General features: G+C 72.9%; 14 protein-coding genes. 6 read left to right on the top strand and 8 right to left on the bottom strand.

Annotated features, from left to right (window positions below):
• Nucleotides 1–14 precede the first annotated feature (14 nt).
• Nucleotides 15–872 (bottom strand): type I methionyl aminopeptidase, encoded by an 858-nt coding sequence (gene map / locus ACIQ6Y_RS09120; RefSeq protein WP_404034743.1) that lies wholly within the window; start codon nucleotides 870–872, stop codon nucleotides 15–17.
• 59 nt (nucleotides 873–931) lie between these two features.
• Here map and ACIQ6Y_RS09115 point away from each other — a divergent pair, with 59 nt between their 5' ends.
• Nucleotides 932–1,165 (top strand): hypothetical protein, encoded by a 234-nt coding sequence (locus ACIQ6Y_RS09115; protein WP_404034741.1) that lies wholly within the window; start codon nucleotides 932–934, stop codon nucleotides 1,163–1,165.
• Here ACIQ6Y_RS09115 and ACIQ6Y_RS09110 read toward each other — a convergent pair.
• Nucleotides 1,144–2,463, bottom strand: coding sequence for an MFS transporter (locus ACIQ6Y_RS09110; protein ID WP_404034739.1), 1,320 nt, complete (start codon nucleotides 2,461–2,463; stop codon nucleotides 1,144–1,146). The two genes, ACIQ6Y_RS09115 and ACIQ6Y_RS09110, sit on opposite strands and share 22 nt — an antisense overlap.
• 171 nt (nucleotides 2,464–2,634) lie before the next feature.
• Nucleotides 2,635–3,234 (bottom strand): hypothetical protein, encoded by a 600-nt coding sequence (locus ACIQ6Y_RS09105; protein WP_404034737.1) that lies wholly within the window; start codon nucleotides 3,232–3,234, stop codon nucleotides 2,635–2,637.
• Between the two features lie 125 nt (nucleotides 3,235–3,359).
• Here ACIQ6Y_RS09105 and npdG point away from each other — a divergent pair, with 125 nt between their 5' ends.
• Nucleotides 3,360–4,067, top strand: coding sequence for an NADPH-dependent F420 reductase (gene npdG / locus ACIQ6Y_RS09100; protein WP_404034735.1), 708 nt, complete (start codon nucleotides 3,360–3,362; stop codon nucleotides 4,065–4,067).
• Nucleotides 4,068–4,128: 61 nt separating this feature from the next.
• The gene (locus ACIQ6Y_RS09095; RefSeq protein ID WP_404034733.1) at nucleotides 4,129–4,308 is read left to right on the top strand and encodes a hypothetical protein; all 180 of its coding nucleotides are present in this window, start codon (nucleotides 4,129–4,131) and stop codon (nucleotides 4,306–4,308) included.
• Here the strand turns inward: ACIQ6Y_RS09095 and ACIQ6Y_RS09090 are convergent.
• Nucleotides 4,298–5,098, bottom strand: a complete 801-nt coding sequence (locus ACIQ6Y_RS09090) for a site-2 protease family protein (protein ID WP_404034731.1) — start codon at nucleotides 5,096–5,098, stop codon at nucleotides 4,298–4,300. The genes ACIQ6Y_RS09095 and ACIQ6Y_RS09090 overlap by 11 nt on opposite strands.
• Nucleotides 5,099–5,260: 162 nt before the next feature.
• Between ACIQ6Y_RS09090 and ACIQ6Y_RS09085 the strand changes: the two genes are divergently transcribed.
• Nucleotides 5,261–8,701, top strand: a complete 3,441-nt coding sequence (locus tag ACIQ6Y_RS09085) for an AfsR/SARP family transcriptional regulator (protein WP_404034729.1) — start codon at nucleotides 5,261–5,263, stop codon at nucleotides 8,699–8,701.
• 10 nt (nucleotides 8,702–8,711) lie between these two features.
• Here the strand turns inward: ACIQ6Y_RS09085 and ACIQ6Y_RS09080 are convergent, their stop codons facing one another.
• The 3 genes from ACIQ6Y_RS09080 to panB form a co-directional block, all read right to left on the bottom strand.
• Nucleotides 8,712–9,527 (bottom strand): ABC transporter permease, encoded by an 816-nt coding sequence (locus ACIQ6Y_RS09080; RefSeq protein WP_404034727.1) that lies wholly within the window; start codon nucleotides 9,525–9,527, stop codon nucleotides 8,712–8,714.
• The gene (locus tag ACIQ6Y_RS09075) at nucleotides 9,524–10,549 is read right to left on the bottom strand and encodes an ATP-binding cassette domain-containing protein (protein WP_404034725.1); all 1,026 of its coding nucleotides are present in this window, start codon (nucleotides 10,547–10,549) and stop codon (nucleotides 9,524–9,526) included. Before ACIQ6Y_RS09075 ends, ACIQ6Y_RS09080 begins: the two co-directional genes overlap by 4 nt.
• A 159-nt stretch (nucleotides 10,550–10,708) precedes the next feature.
• Nucleotides 10,709–11,584 (bottom strand): 3-methyl-2-oxobutanoate hydroxymethyltransferase, encoded by an 876-nt coding sequence (gene panB, locus ACIQ6Y_RS09070; RefSeq protein ID WP_404034723.1) that lies wholly within the window; start codon nucleotides 11,582–11,584, stop codon nucleotides 10,709–10,711.
• A gap of 294 nt (nucleotides 11,585–11,878) precedes the next feature.
• Here panB and ACIQ6Y_RS09065 point away from each other — a divergent pair, with 294 nt between their 5' ends.
• Together ACIQ6Y_RS09065 and ACIQ6Y_RS09060 are read left to right on the top strand one after the other, a co-directional pair.
• Nucleotides 11,879–12,928, top strand: coding sequence for an endonuclease/exonuclease/phosphatase family protein (locus tag ACIQ6Y_RS09065; protein WP_404034721.1), 1,050 nt, complete (start codon nucleotides 11,879–11,881; stop codon nucleotides 12,926–12,928).
• A 101-nt stretch (nucleotides 12,929–13,029) separates the two neighbouring features.
• Nucleotides 13,030–14,253, top strand: coding sequence for an MFS transporter (locus ACIQ6Y_RS09060; protein ID WP_404034719.1), 1,224 nt, complete (start codon nucleotides 13,030–13,032; stop codon nucleotides 14,251–14,253).
• A 97-nt stretch (nucleotides 14,254–14,350) separates the two neighbouring features.
• Here the strand turns inward: ACIQ6Y_RS09060 and ACIQ6Y_RS09055 are convergent, their stop codons facing one another.
• Nucleotides 14,351–14,857 carry a DUF6087 family protein gene (locus tag ACIQ6Y_RS09055; protein WP_404034717.1) on the bottom strand — a complete coding sequence of 169 codons (507 nt, stop codon included), beginning with the start codon at nucleotides 14,855–14,857 and terminating at the stop codon, nucleotides 14,351–14,353.
• Between the last annotated feature and the right edge of the window lie 83 nt (nucleotides 14,858–14,940).

Below are 14,940 nucleotides of genomic sequence, written 5' to 3'. Positions count from 1 at the left end.
CTGTCGGTAAGAGCCTACGGCAGGGTGAGGATGTCCGCTCCCGACTCCGTGACCACCAGCGTGTGCTCGAACTGGGCCGTCCGCTTGCGGTCCTTCGTCACGACCGTCCAGCCGTCGTCCCACATGTCGTACTCATGGGTGCCGAGCGTCAGCATCGGCTCGATCGTGAACGTCATCCCCGGCCGCATGATCGTCGTCGCGTGCGGGCTGTCGTAGTGCGGGATGATCAGGCCCGAGTGGAACGACGAGTTGATGCCGTGACCTGTGAAGTCCCGCACCACCCCGTACCCGAACCGCTTGGCGTACGACTCGATGACCCGGCCGATGACATTGACCTGCCGGCCCGGCTTGACCGCCTTGATCGCACGGGTGAGCGACTCGCGGGTGCGCTCCACCAGCAGCCGGCTCTCCTCGTCGACGTCACCCACCAGATAGGTCGCGTTGTTGTCGCCGTGCACCCCGCCGATGTACGCCGTGACGTCCAGGTTGACGATGTCGCCGTCGCGCAGCACCGTCGAGTCCGGGATGCCGTGGCAGATGACCTCGTTGACGCTGGTGCACAGCGACTTGGGGAAGCCCCGGTAGCCGAGCGTGGACGGGTAGGCGCCGTGGTCGCACAGGTATTCGTGCGCCACCCTGTCCAGCTCGTCCGTGGTGACACCGGGTGCGATGATCTTCGCGGCCTCGGCCATCGCCCGCGCGGCGATCCGGCCCGCGCGGCGCATCGCCTCGATCGTCTCGGGCGTCTGCACCTCCGGGCCGGTGTACGGCGTCGGCGCCGGCTTGCCGACGTACTCGGGGCGCCGGATGTTTCCGGGTACGGAACGGGTGGGAGAGAGCTCCCCTGGTACGAGCAGCGACTGGCCAGACATGCCAGCGAGTCTAAGACAGCGGTCATGGGGGACCATGTCCGTGGCGAAAGGAGCCGGTCATGGCCCTGTTCAAGAAGCGCACCGTCGGCAAGCCGGGCGAGTGGTACTACTGCCTGGAGCACAAGAAGGTCGAGGAGGGGCCGGAATGCCCCGCAAAGGACCGCTTCGGCCCCTACACCACCCGCGCGGAGGCCGAGCACGCCATGGCGACCGCCCGCGAGCGCAACCTGGAGTGGGAGAACGACCCGCGCTGGCACGACGCGCCCACGGGTCAGGCCACCGACGAGGACTGATCAGGTCCGGGGGCCCGGGTCCGGGCCGCGGCGGCCGTCTCCCGCTGCTCCCGCACCCGCGCCGCGTGCTCGTCCGTGCGGGCGTCGTACGTCATCAGCTTCGGCAGGCACAGCGCCAGCAGCCCCACCGCTCCCGCGCACAGCAGCCCGCCGGACCACACCGACGCCCGCACGCCCCACCATGCGGCGAACCCGCCCGACCTGACCTGGCCGAGGGTCGGCCCGACCGAGTACGACAGCAGCTCGATCCCCGCGAGCCGGCCGCGCAGCTCGTCGGGGATCGTCTGGTTCCACATCACTCCGCGGAAGATCCCGCTGACCATGTCGCAGCCGCCGGCGACCGTCAGGAACAGCAGCACCAGCCAGACGTTCCCGCACAGCCCGGCCGCCGCGATCGACACGCCCCACAGCGCGGCCGCCAGCACCACCATCCGCCCGTGCCGGTGGATCCGCCCGGTCCAGCCGCTCGTCACGCTCACCAGCAGCGAGCCCAGCGGCACCGTCGCGTACATCAGCCCCAGCGCCCACTCGGCGTCCAGCTCGTCCGCGAGGAACGGCAGCACCGCCAGCGGCATCGCCAGGAACATCGCCGCCAGGTCCACGGCATAGGTGCCGAGCAGCTCCTTGCGGCTCCAGGCGTACCGGGCGCCCTCCGCGATCGCCCTGAGCGAGGGCTTCGCGGCCTCGCGCGCCGCGGGGGAGGAGGCGAGGGGCAGGATCAGCACCACCGACACGACGAAGGTCACCAGGTCCGCCGCGTACGCCCAGCCCAGCCCCGCGTACGCCACCACCACACCGGCCAGCGCCGGGCCCGCCACCCCGCCGACCGTCCAGCGCAGCGAGTTCAGCGAGGCCGCGGCCGGCAGCTGCTCATGCGCGACGATCCGCGGCCACAGCGAGTCCAGCGCGGGCCGCTGCACGCTGACCAGCGCGGAGGACAGTGCCGCCACGAGGTACAGCGGCCAGACCGCCGGCTCCGGCAGCAGCGCGTTGACCAGCAGAATCGCGCTGAGCACGCCCTGACCGGCCTCCGTCCACACGATCAGGCCGCGCTTGTCGAGCGCGTCGGCGAGGGCGCCGCCGTACAGGCCGAAGACGATGAGGGGGATCAGCTCCACCGCGCCGATCGCGCCGACCGCCGCGGTCGACTCCGTCAGCTCCTTGATCTGCACGGGCAGCGCGACGAACGTCAGGAAGCTGCCGAAGTTGGAGATCGCGCCTGAGATCCAGAGCAGCCGGAAGTCTCGGGAGGCTCGCCAGGGGGTGAGGTCGGGGAGGAACGAGCGGTGGCCGGTCACGAGAGGTCATGGTCGGTGGGGCGTGAGACGGGGTGCAACCGAGTTTTTGCGACAGCCCGCGCGGGCCGTGGAGTCCGTTGGACGCCGTCGGCGGCTGCGGGGCCGCTGTGGCTGGTCGTGCCCCGCGGCGGAGCCGCTGAACGACACGGCCCCGCGCCCCTTGAGGGGGCGCTACCAGGCCGTGGGTGGGGGCGCCGTCAAGGTCTCGGCGAGCCTCGACAGGCGGTCCCTGAAGCGGCGGCGGGCACGCGGCAGTGGGGCCGCGTTCTCGCCTGCGGCCGCGCTGACCAGGTGCTGGACGCTGTCCAGGTCCAGCTCGGCGCCCTCGGGGACCGGGAGGGCCTCGTGGGCCATGGTTTCCAGGTCGCCGCCGCCTGTGCCCAGGGCCAGGACCGTCGCGCCGGCCCGGCGGGCGCCGTGGACCCGCTCCAGCAGGCCCGCGTGCTCGTCGGGGGCCACCACCAGCAGTGTCTCCCCGCGCCCCGCCGCCTCGATGCGGCCGAGTCCGACCGCGAGGTGTGCGGGGTCGGACGGGCGCGCGGCATGCCGTACGAGCGTCGGCGCCAGCTCCGGCGTGCCCGACCAGGCGGCCTCGTCCACCAGGTGCGCCGCCAGATGCCACGGCTCGTACTCCGGCGTCCCCACCACCAGCAGCCCGCCCCCGTGCGACACCACCGACCCGCGCAGCACCCCCGCGAACCTGCGGGTGGCGGCGGGCCATTCGGTCCCGGCGAGCACTTCGCGCAACAACGCGACCCGTACGGCGTCCATGCGCCCGCATCCTGCCCCAACCGCCCTTCCCCGGCCCGCGGTTCGGCCGGAATTCGCCCGAACCGGGGCGCCCTCGCCCCTGAGCGCAGGACGGGGTCCGCACACGCGCACGTAGAGTCGGGCGCATGACCTCTACCGACAGTGCTGCACAGAAGGCCCCCGCCAAGGACCCCTGGGACCTGCCCGATGTCTCCGGGTTCGTCGTCGGCGTGCTCGGCGGAACCGGACCGCAGGGCAAGGGCCTCGCCTACCGGCTCGCCCGGTCCGGCCAGAAGGTGATCATCGGCTCGCGGGCCGCCGACCGCGCACAGGCCGCCGCCGAGGAACTCGGCCAGGGCATCGAGGGCGCCGACAACGCCGAGACCGCCCGGCGCAGCGACATCGTGATCGTCGCCGTGCCGTGGGACGGCCACGCCAAGACCCTTCAGTCGCTGCGCGAGGAACTGACCGGGAAGCTGGTCGTCGACTGCGTCAACCCGCTCGGCTTCGACAAGAAGGGCGCCTACGCCCTCAAGCCGGAGGAGGGCAGTGCCGCCGAGCAGGCCGCCGCCCTGCTGCCCGGCTCCCGGGTCACGGCCGCCTTCCACCATCTGTCGGCCGTCCTGCTCCAGGACCCCGAGATCGAGCAGATCGACACCGATGTGATGGTCCTCGGCGAGGAGCGCGCCGACGTGGAGATCGTCCAGGCGCTGGCCGGCCGCATCCCCGGCATGCGCGGCGTCTTCGCCGGCCGGCTGCGCAACGCCCACCAGGTCGAGTCGCTGGTCGCCAACCTGATCTCCGTGAACCGCCGCTACAAGGCGCACGCGGGGCTCCGCGTCACGGACGTATGAGCCCATGGGGGACACTGGTGGGCATCAGCAGCACAGCAGTGTCCCCCTCCAGGAGCCCCTCATGCCCCGCCTCGCCCTCTACGCCCTGATCGTCTGCCTCCTCGCCGCCGCCGCGGCCGTCGTCTCCTTCGTGCAGGGCAGCTTCCTCGGGATCGTCTGGGTGCTGATCGCGGGCCTGTCGTCCAACATGACCTGGTACTACCTCAAGCGCGAGAAGGTCAGGAAGTCCGTCACGGGCTGACCGAGCAGATCTCGTCGGTGCCGCGCCAGAAGCGGTACAGGTCGTAACCGCAGTACGTGTCGAAGTCGCTGATCCCGAGACCTCTGAGGATCGCGTCGATCACGTCGAAGAACGCGTTGTTCAAGGACGGGATCCACAGCAGCGCGAACACGATCAGCAGCCCGAACGGCGCCAGCGGCTCCACCTGCCGCCGCACGTTGTACGACAGCCAGGGCTCGATCACGCCGTAGCCGTCCAGGCCCGGCACCGGCAGGAAGTTCAGGATCGCCGCCGTCACCTGGAGCAGCGCGAGGAACGCCAGCGCGAAGCGGAAGTCCCGCGGCACGCCGTCCAGCGCGTCCAGCCAGAACGGGGCCGTGCACACCAGCGCGAACGCCACGTTCGTCAGCGGGCCCGCCGCCGAGATCAGGCTGTGCCGCCAGCGGCCTCTGATCCGGCCCCGCTCGATGAACACCGCGCCGCCGGGCAGGCCGATCCCGCCCATGATCACGAACAGCACCGGCAGGACGATGCTCAGCAGCGCGTGCGTGTACTTCAGCGGGTTCAGGGTGAGATAGCCCTTCGCGCCCACCGAGATGTCCCCGCTGTGCAGGGCCGTGCGCGCGTGCGCGTACTCGTGCAGACACAGCGAGACGATCCACGCCGCCGTCACGAACAGGAACACGGCCAGGCCCGGCTGCTCGGCGAACCCGGTCCAGGTGGCCCAGCCGGTCACCGCCGTCACGGCCGCGATCCCCGCGAAGACGGGGCTGATCCTCCGGTCGCTGTGCCGACTGGTGGCGGTGGTCATGGGGCGGGACACCTCCGTGCTCGGGCGGCTTGGGTGCCCGACCGTACCGGGCGTACAGGGACAACGTCCCGGGAACGGCGGAGGGTTCCTGAGAAAAGAGGCCCACTTCCAGCGAGCCTCGCCGCAAAACCCCGTGACCCGGCCCCCACCTCACCGGAGAGAATGGCTCCCGTGCGCTATCGCATCCTCGGCACCACCCAGGCCCTCCGCCCCGACGGCACCCCTGTCCCGGTCGGCGGGGCGCGGCTGCGTGCCCTGCTGACCGTGCTCGCGCTGCGCCCCGACCGGGTCGTGCCGGCCGGGCTGCTGGTGGACGAGGTGTGGGCCGGTGACCCGCCCGCCGACGCCACCGGCGCCCTCCAGGCGCTGGTCGGACGCCTGCGCAGGGCGCTGGGCGCCGACGCGGTCGTGCTGGCCGACGGCGGCTACCGGCTCGCCGCCTGCCCGGACGACATCGACCTGCACCGCTTCGACCGGCTCACCGGCGAGGGCCTGCGCGCCCTGGCCGACGGCGACCCCGCCAAGGCCGCCGGCGTCCTCGACGACGCCCTCGCCCTGTGGCGCGGCCCCGCCCTCGCCGACCTGCCCGACCGCACCGCCGAGGCCGCCCGCTGCGACCGCCTCCACCTCGACGCCCGCCGCGCCCGCCTCGCCGCAGCCCTCGCCCTCGGCCACGCCGACCGCGCGCTGCCCGAGCTGACCGCCCTCTGCGACACCCACCCCCTCGACGAACCCCTCCAGGCCCTCCGCCTCCGCGCCCTGCGCGCCACCGGCCGCACCGCCGAGGCCCTCGCCGCCTACGACGCCGTACGCCGCCTCCTCGCCGACGCCCTCGGCACCGACCCGGGCCCGGAACTCCGCACCCTGCACACAGAGCTCCTGGACCAGGGGCCTGCACCGGCTCATGCCCCTAGGACCACGCCCGGCACCGGAACCGGCCCGGTCACCGGAACCGGCCCGGTCACCGGAACCGCCCCCATCACCGGAACCGCCCCCATCACCGGGACCGCCCCCGCCACCGGGACCGCCCCCACCAACGGGACCGCCGCCACCACCGGGACCGCCCCCACCAACGGGACCGCCCCTCCCCGCCCCCGAGGCAACCTCCGCGCCCGGCTCACCTCCTTCGTCGGGCGCGAGGACGATCTCGTCGCCATTCGGCAGGACCTCGGCGCCGCGCGGCTCGTGACGCTCCTCGGGCCCGGCGGGGCCGGGAAGACGCGGCTGTCGCAGGAGGCCGCCGAGGGGGTGGCCGACCTCGCGCCCGACGGGGTGTGGCTGGCGGAGCTGGCGCCGGTGGACGACCCGGCGGCGGTGCCGGAGGCGGTCCTGACGGCGATCGGGGCGCGCGAGACCGTGCTGTACGGCGCCGGGGCGGAGAGCATCCGGGCCGCCGTCGGCGACCCGCATCACGACGACGCCGTCACCCGGCTCGCCGAACACTGCGGCAGGCGCAGACTGCTGATCGTCCTCGACAACTGCGAGCACGTCGTCGACGCCGCCGCGCGCCTCGTGGACGAACTGCTCACCCGCTGCCCCGGCCTGACCGTGCTGGCCACCAGCCGGGAACCGCTGGGAGTGCCCGGCGAGGTGCTGCGCCCGGTCGAGCCGCTGCCCGAGCCGTACGCGCTGCGGCTGCTCACCGACCGCGGCGCCGCAGCCCGGCCCGGCTTCAGCCCCGAGGAGGACCCGGAGGCCGCCGCCGAGATCTGCCGCCGCCTGGACGGCCTGCCGCTCGGCATCGAACTGGCCGCCGCCCGACTGCGGATGCTCACCCTGCGGCAGATCGCCGACCGCCTCGACGACCGCTTCCGGCTGCTGACCACCGGCAGCCGTACCGTCCTGCCCCGCCAGCAGACCCTCCGTGCCGTGGTCGACTGGTCCTGGGAACTGCTCGACGCCGACGAACGCGACGTCCTCAGCCGCCTGTCCGTGTTCGCCGGCGGCTGCGACCTCGCCGCCGCCGAGGCCGTGTGCGGGCCCGCCGCCCTGGACGTGCTCGGCCAGCTCGTCGACAAGTCCCTGGTGGTGGCGGCCCCTTCGGCGAACGGCGAGATGCGCTACCGGCTCCTGGAGACGGTCGCCGAGTACGCCCGCGAACGCCTTCAGGAGGCAGGACAGCGCGCCGCAGCCGAACGCGCCCACCTCACCCACTACCGCGAACTCGCCCGCACCGCCGACCCGTTGCTGCGCGGCTCCGGCCAGCGCACCGCCATCGCCCTGCTGGAGCTGGAGTACGAGAACCTGCGCACCGCCCTGCGGCACGCCGTCGCCGAGCGCGACGAGCAGGAGGGCCTCGTCCTGGTGCTGTCGCTGGCCCTGTACTGGCAGATGCGCGACCTGCGCCAGGAGGCCCGCCACTGGTGCGCCGAGGTCATGACCCTGGGCCCCGACCCGTTCGCCGAACCCCTGCGCCGGGCCGCCCCCGTGTGGGAGTCCTGCACGGCCGCGCCCCCGCCGCTGACCGGCGAACTGCTCACCGAGGCCCGCCGCGGCGTCCACCTGGCACACCTCGCCTGCATGGACGCCGACCAGGACACCTGGAGCACCCCGCAGGGCCAGGCGAAGCTGCGGCTCATCGCGGCCGCCTACGAGCCGGGCCAGCCGCAGACCTGCCGTATCCCCGGCATGCTGTGGTTCTACGCCGTGATGCTGACCGGCGACATGGACCGGCTGTTCACGATCGTCGACGCCTGCGTGGAGACCTGCCGCGGCACCCCCGGCTTCGAGTGGGAACTCGCGGTCAGCCTCCAGATGCGCGCCAACTTCCGCGCCAACCACACCCAATGGGCGGCCGACGCCTCCCGCGACGCCGACGAGGCACTGGAGATCTTCCGCCGCCTCGGCGACGACTGGGGCTACGCCGAGGCCCTCTCCGCGCGCGGCGAGACCCACGAGGTCCGCGGCGACTTCGCGCTCGCCGTCGCCGACTACCAGGAGGCGAGCGGCTACGCCGAACGGCTCGGGGCCCGCGCCCATATCGCGGTGCTCGCCGCCCGGCTCGGCAGCGCCCTGCTGGAGGCCGGGGAGCCCGAGCGCGGCGAGCGCATCCTGCGCGAGGTGATCGCCGATCACGACGGCGCCCTCAGCGAGGGCATGCCCGCCGCGCGGCTGTTCCTCGCCGGCCAGCTCAGCGTGACCGGCCGCACCGCCGAGGCGCGTGAGCAACTTCGGCTGCTTCGCGAGGAGTTCCGGCTGGCCCACTTCGCGGTCTTCGACGCGTTCATCCTGGGCGCCGAGGCCTGGCTGGACGTGCTCGACGGACGGTACGAGGACGGCCTGCGAGGGGTCCGAAGCGCCCTGGAGAAGGCGGCCGACCCGCTGTCCCAGGCCATCCGGCCGACCACGCGGTCCGCGTATCTGGCCGTCGCCGCGGTCGTCCTCGCCGAGCACGAGCAGGGCCGCCGGGCCGCCGACGCCGCCCGCTGTCTGGGCGCGGCCGACGCCGCACTGCCTCCCGGTCATGTTCCCTCCCTGGTGGAGCGCGCCGTGCGCGCACGGGCCGAGTCCGCCGCACGGGCCGTACTGGGCGAGACCGCCTACGACACGGCGTACGCCGAGGGCGGTGGCCTCTCCCCCGAGGAGGCCACCGCCCTGGTGTGAGCCGCACGACTCACTTCTTGGTACGGAACTTGTGGACCGCCACCGGCGCCATCGTCACGGTCAGCAGCACCGACCAGGCCAGCGTCACCCACAGGTCGTGCGCGACCGGGCCGCCCACCATCAGCCCGCGCGCGGAGTCGGCCAGCGCGGACAGCGGGTTGTAGTCGGTGAAGTTCTGCAGCCAGCCCGGCATCGACTGGGTCGGCGCGAAGATCGACGAGCCGAACTGCAGCGGCATCAGCACCAGGAAGCCCATCGCCTGCACGGACTGCGCGCTCTTCATGATGACGCCCAGCAGCAGGAACACCCACATCAGCGCCGAGCCGAACACCATCGACAGGCCCACCGAGGCGAACAGACCGGGCCAGTTGGTGATGTCGAAGCCCACCAGCACACCGACGATCAGCAGGACGGTCGTCGCGAACAGCATCCGCAGCAGTTCCACCGCGATCTTCGCGAACAGCACCGAGCCGCGCCCGATCGGCAGGGACCGGAAGCGGTCCATGACACCGGTGTTGAAGTCCTGGTTGAAGCCGGTGCCCACGCCCTGCGCGATGTTCATGCCCATCATCGCCATCAGGCCGGGCACGACGTACTGCACGTACGCCTGCTGCCCGCCGCCCAGCGACTGCCCGATCGAGCCGCCGAAGACGTACACGAACAGCAGCGTGAAGATGACCGGGAACAGCACCGCGTCGAACGTCGACTCCGGGTCCTGCCGTATCCACAGCAGATTGCGGCGCACCAGGGCGCCTGTGTGGCGCAGATGGGCCCGCAGCGGGATACGGGTGTCGGCGGCAGCGGTCACAGCGGATACGGCGCTCATACGGCGACCTCCTCGCGGGCGTCGGTGGACTGGGTGGGGATCGGGGTCTCGGCCCGCCTGCCGGTGAGGCTCAGGAACACCTCGTCCAGGCTGGGCAGTTCGGTGGTGACGGAGGCGAGCGTGATGCCGAGCGCGACGGCCGCGCCGATGACGGCGGTGAGCTGCTCGTCGCTGAGCACGGGCACCAGCACCGAGCCGCTGTGCGTGTCGACGTCGGCGGTCGCGAGGCCGGTGATGCCCAGCTCGTCCAGCGCGCGGGCGAGCTCGCGCAGCCGCAGCGGGTCGGCCGGCCGGATGCGCAGCCGGCGTCCGCCGACCCGGGACTTCAGCTCGTCGATGCCGCCGCCGGCGATGACCCGGCCCCGGTCGACGACCGTCAGCTCGGAGGCGAGCTGCTCGGCCTCCTCCATGTACTGGGTGGTGAGCAGCACCGTCACACCGTCGCCGACCATCGCCTTGACCTCGTCCCACACCTCGTTGCGGGTGCGCGGGTCCAGGCCCGTGGTGGGCTCGTCGAGGTAGAGCACGGCGGGGCGGCCGATCATCGACGCGGCCAGGTCGAGCCGCCGGCGCATACCGCCGGAGTACGTCGACGCCGGGCGCTTCGCGGCCTCCGTCAGCGAGAACCGCTCCAGCAACTCGTCGGCACGGGCCCGGGAGTCCTTGCGGGACAGGTCCAGCAGCCGGCCGATCAGATAGAGGTTCTCCCAGCCGGACAGCTTCTCGTCCACGGAGGCGTACTGCCCGGTGAGGCCGATCACCCGGCGCAGCTGCCGGGGCTGGCGCACGACGTCGTAGCCGGCCACCGTCGCCTGTCCGGCGTCCGGGGCGATCAGCGTCGACAGGATGCGTACGAGGGTGGTCTTCCCGGCGCCGTTCGGCCCGAGCACCCCCATCACGGTCCCCTCGCGCACGTCCAGATCGACACCGTCCAGTGCCTTGGTCTCGCCGTAGTGCTTCACCAGCCCCCGCACGGAGACGGCGGCGCCCGTCGCCGCGGGCTTCTTCTCGATTCGCGTCATGTCCAAGACGGTGTCAGGGCCGACCGACAAACCGCCTACAGCTCGCCGACAGCCACCGACAGGGCGCCGACAGCCCGGGTCCGGGCACGGAACAGCCCCGCCGACGGGGGAAGATCGGCGGGGCTGTGTCGTACCGCAGTGGCTCGGTGTCCGGGCGGCTCAGTGGACGGAGTGCTCCTCCAGCGGGAACGTTCCGCCGACGACGTCCTCGGCGAAGGCCTTCACCGCGTCGCCCATGACCTCACGCAGGTTGGCGTACTTCTTCACGAACTTCGGCACCCGGCCACCGGTCAGCCCGAGCATGTCGGTCCACACCAGCACCTGCGCGTCCGTCTCGGCGCCGGCGCCGATGCCGACGGTCGGGATGTGCAGCGTGCGCGTGACCTCGGCGGCCAGCTCGGCCGGCACCAGCTCCAGGACCACCGCGAACGCGCCGGCGTCCTGCACGGCCTTCGCGTCGCGCAGCAGCTGCTGGGCCGCCTCCTCGCCACGCCCCTGGACGCGGTAGCCCATGGCGTTGACCGACTGCGGGGTCAGGCCGATGTGCGCCATGACGGGGATGCCGGCCTCCACCAGGAGCCGGATCTGGTCGTACGACCGCTCGCCGCCCTCCAGCTTGACCGCCTGGACGCCGGCGTCCTTCACCAGCCGGGTGGCCGAGCGCAGGGCCTGGACCGGGCCTTCCTGGTACGACCCGAAGGGCAGGTCGCCGACGATCAGCGAGCGCCGGGTGCCGCGGACGACGGCCGCGGACAGCATGGTCATCTCGTCGAGGGTGACGGGCACGGTGGTCTCGTAGCCCAGATGGCAGTTGCCCGCCGAGTCGCCGACGAGGATCACCGGGATGCCGGCCTCGTCGAAGACGGACGCGGTCATCGCGTCGTAGGCGGTGAGCATGGGCCACTTCTCGCCCCGCTCCTTGGCGAGGGCGATGTCGCGGACGGTGATGCGGCGGGTGCCCTTTCCTCCGTACAGCGCCTTGCTGCCGTCGGAGGTGCCTGCCTGTGCAGTCTGGGCAGCCGAAAGCTGCGTCATTGCAACGGCTCCTTACGTCATCTCGAGGCGCCCTCACGGCGTCCCCGGACCACCTCCATGGTGGCACCTCGCCCGGACGAGGGCCAGACCGCCCCCGGGTGGCGAGGAGCACGCCGGCCCGGGGTGCGCATGTGCGCGTCCCGGGGTGCGAATGTGCGCGTTTCGTCACAAGGGAACCCGACGGAAACCGCGGCCACCACCGGCACCGTCATGCACGGCAGGAACGGAGCCGATCATCCCCTAGGGTCGTAGGCGGGGGACGACGGTGTGCACGGCAGGTAGCGAGGCGACGGTATGGCGCAACAGGCGTACGCAACGGAGACGGACAACGGCGGCTCGGGGCCCGAGCACCGCGGCTCTCGGCTTCGGCGCCTGGTCCACCGGCTGTTCGACGGCTGGCGCGGGGACCCGCGGATCTGGCGCCGGGGCATCGTGGTGGCGGCCCTCGGGGTGCTGCTGGCCCTGGTGATGCTGCTGCACGCGCAGATCCCGAACCGGATCGGCAACCTCGGCAGCCTGGGGGAGACCTTCCTGCCGTGGTTCGGCGTGTTCATCCCTCTCCTCCTGGTGCTCGCGCTGGTGCGCAGGTCGGCCACCGCGCTGATCGCGCTGCTGATGCCGCTGATCGTGTGGCTGAACCTCTTCGGCGGGCTGCTCACCGACAAGGCCGCGGCCGGCGGCGACCTGACCGTGGCCACGCACAACGTCAACGCCGACAACTCCGACCCCGAGGGCACGGCCCGCGCGGTGGCGGCCTCGGGCGCGGACGTCGTCGCGCTGGAGGAGCTGACGCAGGGCGCGGTGCCGGTGTACGAGAAGGCGCTGGCGCCGGCGTACAAGTACCACTCCGTGCAGGGCACGGTCGGGCTGTGGAGCAAGTACCCGCTGAGCGGGGTCAGGCCCGTCGACATCAAGCTGGGCTGGACCCGCGCGATGCGGGCCGCGGTGGCCGCGCCGGGCGGACAGGCCGCGGTCTACGTCGCGCATCTGCCCTCGGTGCGGGTGAAGCTGGAGGCCGGGTTCACCGCCCGGCAGCGCGACAAGAGCGCCGACGCGCTGGGCGAGGCCATCGCCGACGAGCCGCTGGACAAGGTGCTGCTGCTCGGTGACCTCAACGGCACGATGAACGACCGCTCGCTCAACGCCGTCACCGCGCAGATGCGCTCCACGCAGGGCGCGGCGGGCAGTGGCTTCGGCTTCAGCTGGCCGGCGTCGTTCCCGATGGCGCGCATCGACCAGATCATGGTCCGCGGCATCGAGCCGGTCAGCTCCTGGACCCTCCCCGAGACCGGCAGCGACCACCTGCCGGTGGCGGCCCGGGTCCGGCTGGCCTCCTCGGATTAACCCCCTGGTACACGGCCGGTACGCGATCGGAATACTGGGCCTGAGAGACTTTGTTCCGCAAGAGAACATAAGAACCTCTCCCTGAAAGGCACAGGCCCTTCATGCCCCTGGCCCTGCTCGCCCTCGCCGTGGGTGCCTTCGGCATCGGCACCACCGAGTTCGTCATGATGGGCCTGCTGCCCGACGTGGCCGCCGACCTGGACATCTCCCTTCCCACCGCGGGCCACCTGGTCTCGGCGTACGCCCTCGGCGTCGTCATCGGCGCACCCCTGCTGGCCGCGGCCACCGCACGCATGTCCCGCCGTACGGTGCTGATCGCGCTGATGGCGCTGTTCGTCGTGGGCAACGCCCTGTCCGCACTGGCGCCGGGCAACGGCGCACTGCTGGCGGCCCGGTTCCTGAGCGGCCTGCCGCACGGCGCGTTCTTCGGCGTCGGCGCGGTCGTGGCGACCGGCCTGGTCGCGCCCGAGCGCCGGGCCCGGTCGGTGTCCCTGATGTTCCTCGGCCTCACGGTGGCCAACGTCGTCGGCGTCCCCGCAGCCACCCTCATGGGCCAGCACCTGGGCTGGCGGGCGACCTTCCTCGCCGTCTCGGCGATCGGCCTGGCGGCGATCGCGTCGCTGGCGCTGCTCATCCCGGCGGAGAAGGGCGAGGGCGTTCCGCAGGTGGGCCTGCGCGGCGAACTGGCGACCCTGCGCTCCGTGCCGGTCTGGCTGGCCCTCGGCACGACGGTGGCGGGCTTCGGCGCGCTCTTCGCGGCCTACAGCTACATCACCCCCATGCTCACCGACACCGCGGGCTACGCCGACACCAGCGTGACCCTGCTCCTCGCCCTCTTCGGCGTCGGCGCCACCGCGGGCAACCTCCTCGGCGGCCGCCTGGCGGACCACGCCATGCGCGCGACCCTCTTCGGCGGCCTCGCGTCGCTGGTCGCGGTGCTCGGCCTGTTCCCGCTGCTGATGCGCACGCAGGGGACGGCCGCGCTGGCGGTGATCCTGCTGGGCACGGCGGCGTTCGTCACCGGCTCCCCCCTCCAGCTCATGGTCATGGAAAAGGCAGCCGCCGCCCCCTCCCTCGCCTCCTCCGCCAACCAGGCCGCCTTCAACCTCGCCAACGCCGGCGGCGCCTGGATCGGCGGCCTGGCACTCGCCGCGGGGTTCGGGGCGACGTCCCCGGCCCTCGCAGGCGCGGCCCTGGCCGTCCTGGGCCTCGGCGTGGCCGCGGTCGCCTACGGCGTGGACCGGCGCCGGGGTGCCCTCGCCGGAGCCCATGAACGCCTGGTGGCGGGCTCGTCGCGACGGCAGGCGGAGGCGGTACGGGGCTGAGGGGGTCGGGGCCGGGTGCGGGTGTTACGCGGTAGCGCCCGTGGCCGGGGTCTGAGGTTGTTGCGCGGTAGCGCCCCCGCCGGAGTCTCAGCTCGTTCTACGGTGACGCGCCCGACCCGGCCCTAGGGCCTGTCTTCCGGATCAGGCCGGCTGCGAGGCGCTTCCGCCTCCTGGCGGGGTCGAGCGGGGTCTGGTGCGTGCAGCTGCAAGGCGGAGGAGGGAGTCGACGCGGAGCGTCGGCGAGTGACGACAACGCGGCAGATGTGCGTGCCAGGCCCCGCGACGCCGGCGTGATCCGGAAGACAGGCCCTAGCCCCGGGTGGGGGAGGTCCCGCGTCTCAGGAGCGGCCTCCGGCTCGGGCGCGGGAGGGTGCCCGAGGAACTCGCGGGCCGCGGCGGCATCCGCGGCGACACCGACGCCGACCCAGGCCGTCCCGTCCCACTCCAGCAGCAGCCGAGGCGCGCCCGGCGCGACGTGGGACCCCTGTGCGCCGCCACTGAGCGGCACCACCCGCCGTCTCCCCGGAACCTCCCGCTCAGCGGCCCGCCGCCGCTCCCGCCGTGCGGCCCACTCCTCCAGCGGCTCCTCACCGGGGTCGCTCATCGGCCTACGCCCTTTCCCACTGCGGCTGTTCCCCCGGCGAGCGTGGCACGAGGCCGGCCTCTCCAGGGCACGTTTCGAGCGAC

Source organism: Streptomyces sp. NPDC096205 (assembly GCF_044763135.1).
GTDB lineage: Bacteria > Actinomycetota > Actinomycetes > Streptomycetales > Streptomycetaceae > Streptomyces.
Note: the sequence above shows the minus strand (reverse complement) of the source record. Positions and strands in the feature narration are given on the sequence as shown.

Bases quoted from the DNA above. Each gene is read 5' to 3' on its own strand.
- map (WP_404034743.1), bottom strand. From the start codon at position 872: ATGTCTGGCCAGTCGCTGCTCGTACCAGGGGAGCTCTCTCCCACCCGT.
- ACIQ6Y_RS09115 (WP_404034741.1), top strand. From the start codon at position 932: ATGGCCCTGTTCAAGAAGCGCACCGTCGGCAAGCCGGGCGAGTGGTAC.
- ACIQ6Y_RS09105 (WP_404034737.1), bottom strand. From the start codon at position 3,234: ATGGACGCCGTACGGGTCGCGTTGTTGCGCGAAGTGCTCGCCGGGACC.
- npdG (WP_404034735.1), top strand. From the start codon at position 3,360: ATGACCTCTACCGACAGTGCTGCACAGAAGGCCCCCGCCAAGGACCCC.
- ACIQ6Y_RS09095 (WP_404034733.1), top strand. From the start codon at position 4,129: ATGCCCCGCCTCGCCCTCTACGCCCTGATCGTCTGCCTCCTCGCCGCC.
- ACIQ6Y_RS09090 (WP_404034731.1), bottom strand. From the start codon at position 5,098: ATGACCACCGCCACCAGTCGGCACAGCGACCGGAGGATCAGCCCCGTC.
- ACIQ6Y_RS09085 (WP_404034729.1), top strand. From the start codon at position 5,261: ATGGCTCCCGTGCGCTATCGCATCCTCGGCACCACCCAGGCCCTCCGC.
- ACIQ6Y_RS09080 (WP_404034727.1), bottom strand. From the start codon at position 9,527: ATGAGCGCCGTATCCGCTGTGACCGCTGCCGCCGACACCCGTATCCCG.
- ACIQ6Y_RS09075 (WP_404034725.1), bottom strand. From the start codon at position 10,549: ATGACGCGAATCGAGAAGAAGCCCGCGGCGACGGGCGCCGCCGTCTCC.
- panB (WP_404034723.1), bottom strand. From the start codon at position 11,584: ATGACGCAGCTTTCGGCTGCCCAGACTGCACAGGCAGGCACCTCCGAC.
- ACIQ6Y_RS09065 (WP_404034721.1), top strand. From the start codon at position 11,879: ATGGCGCAACAGGCGTACGCAACGGAGACGGACAACGGCGGCTCGGGG.
- ACIQ6Y_RS09060 (WP_404034719.1), top strand. From the start codon at position 13,030: ATGCCCCTGGCCCTGCTCGCCCTCGCCGTGGGTGCCTTCGGCATCGGC.
- ACIQ6Y_RS09055 (WP_404034717.1), bottom strand. From the start codon at position 14,857: ATGAGCGACCCCGGTGAGGAGCCGCTGGAGGAGTGGGCCGCACGGCGG.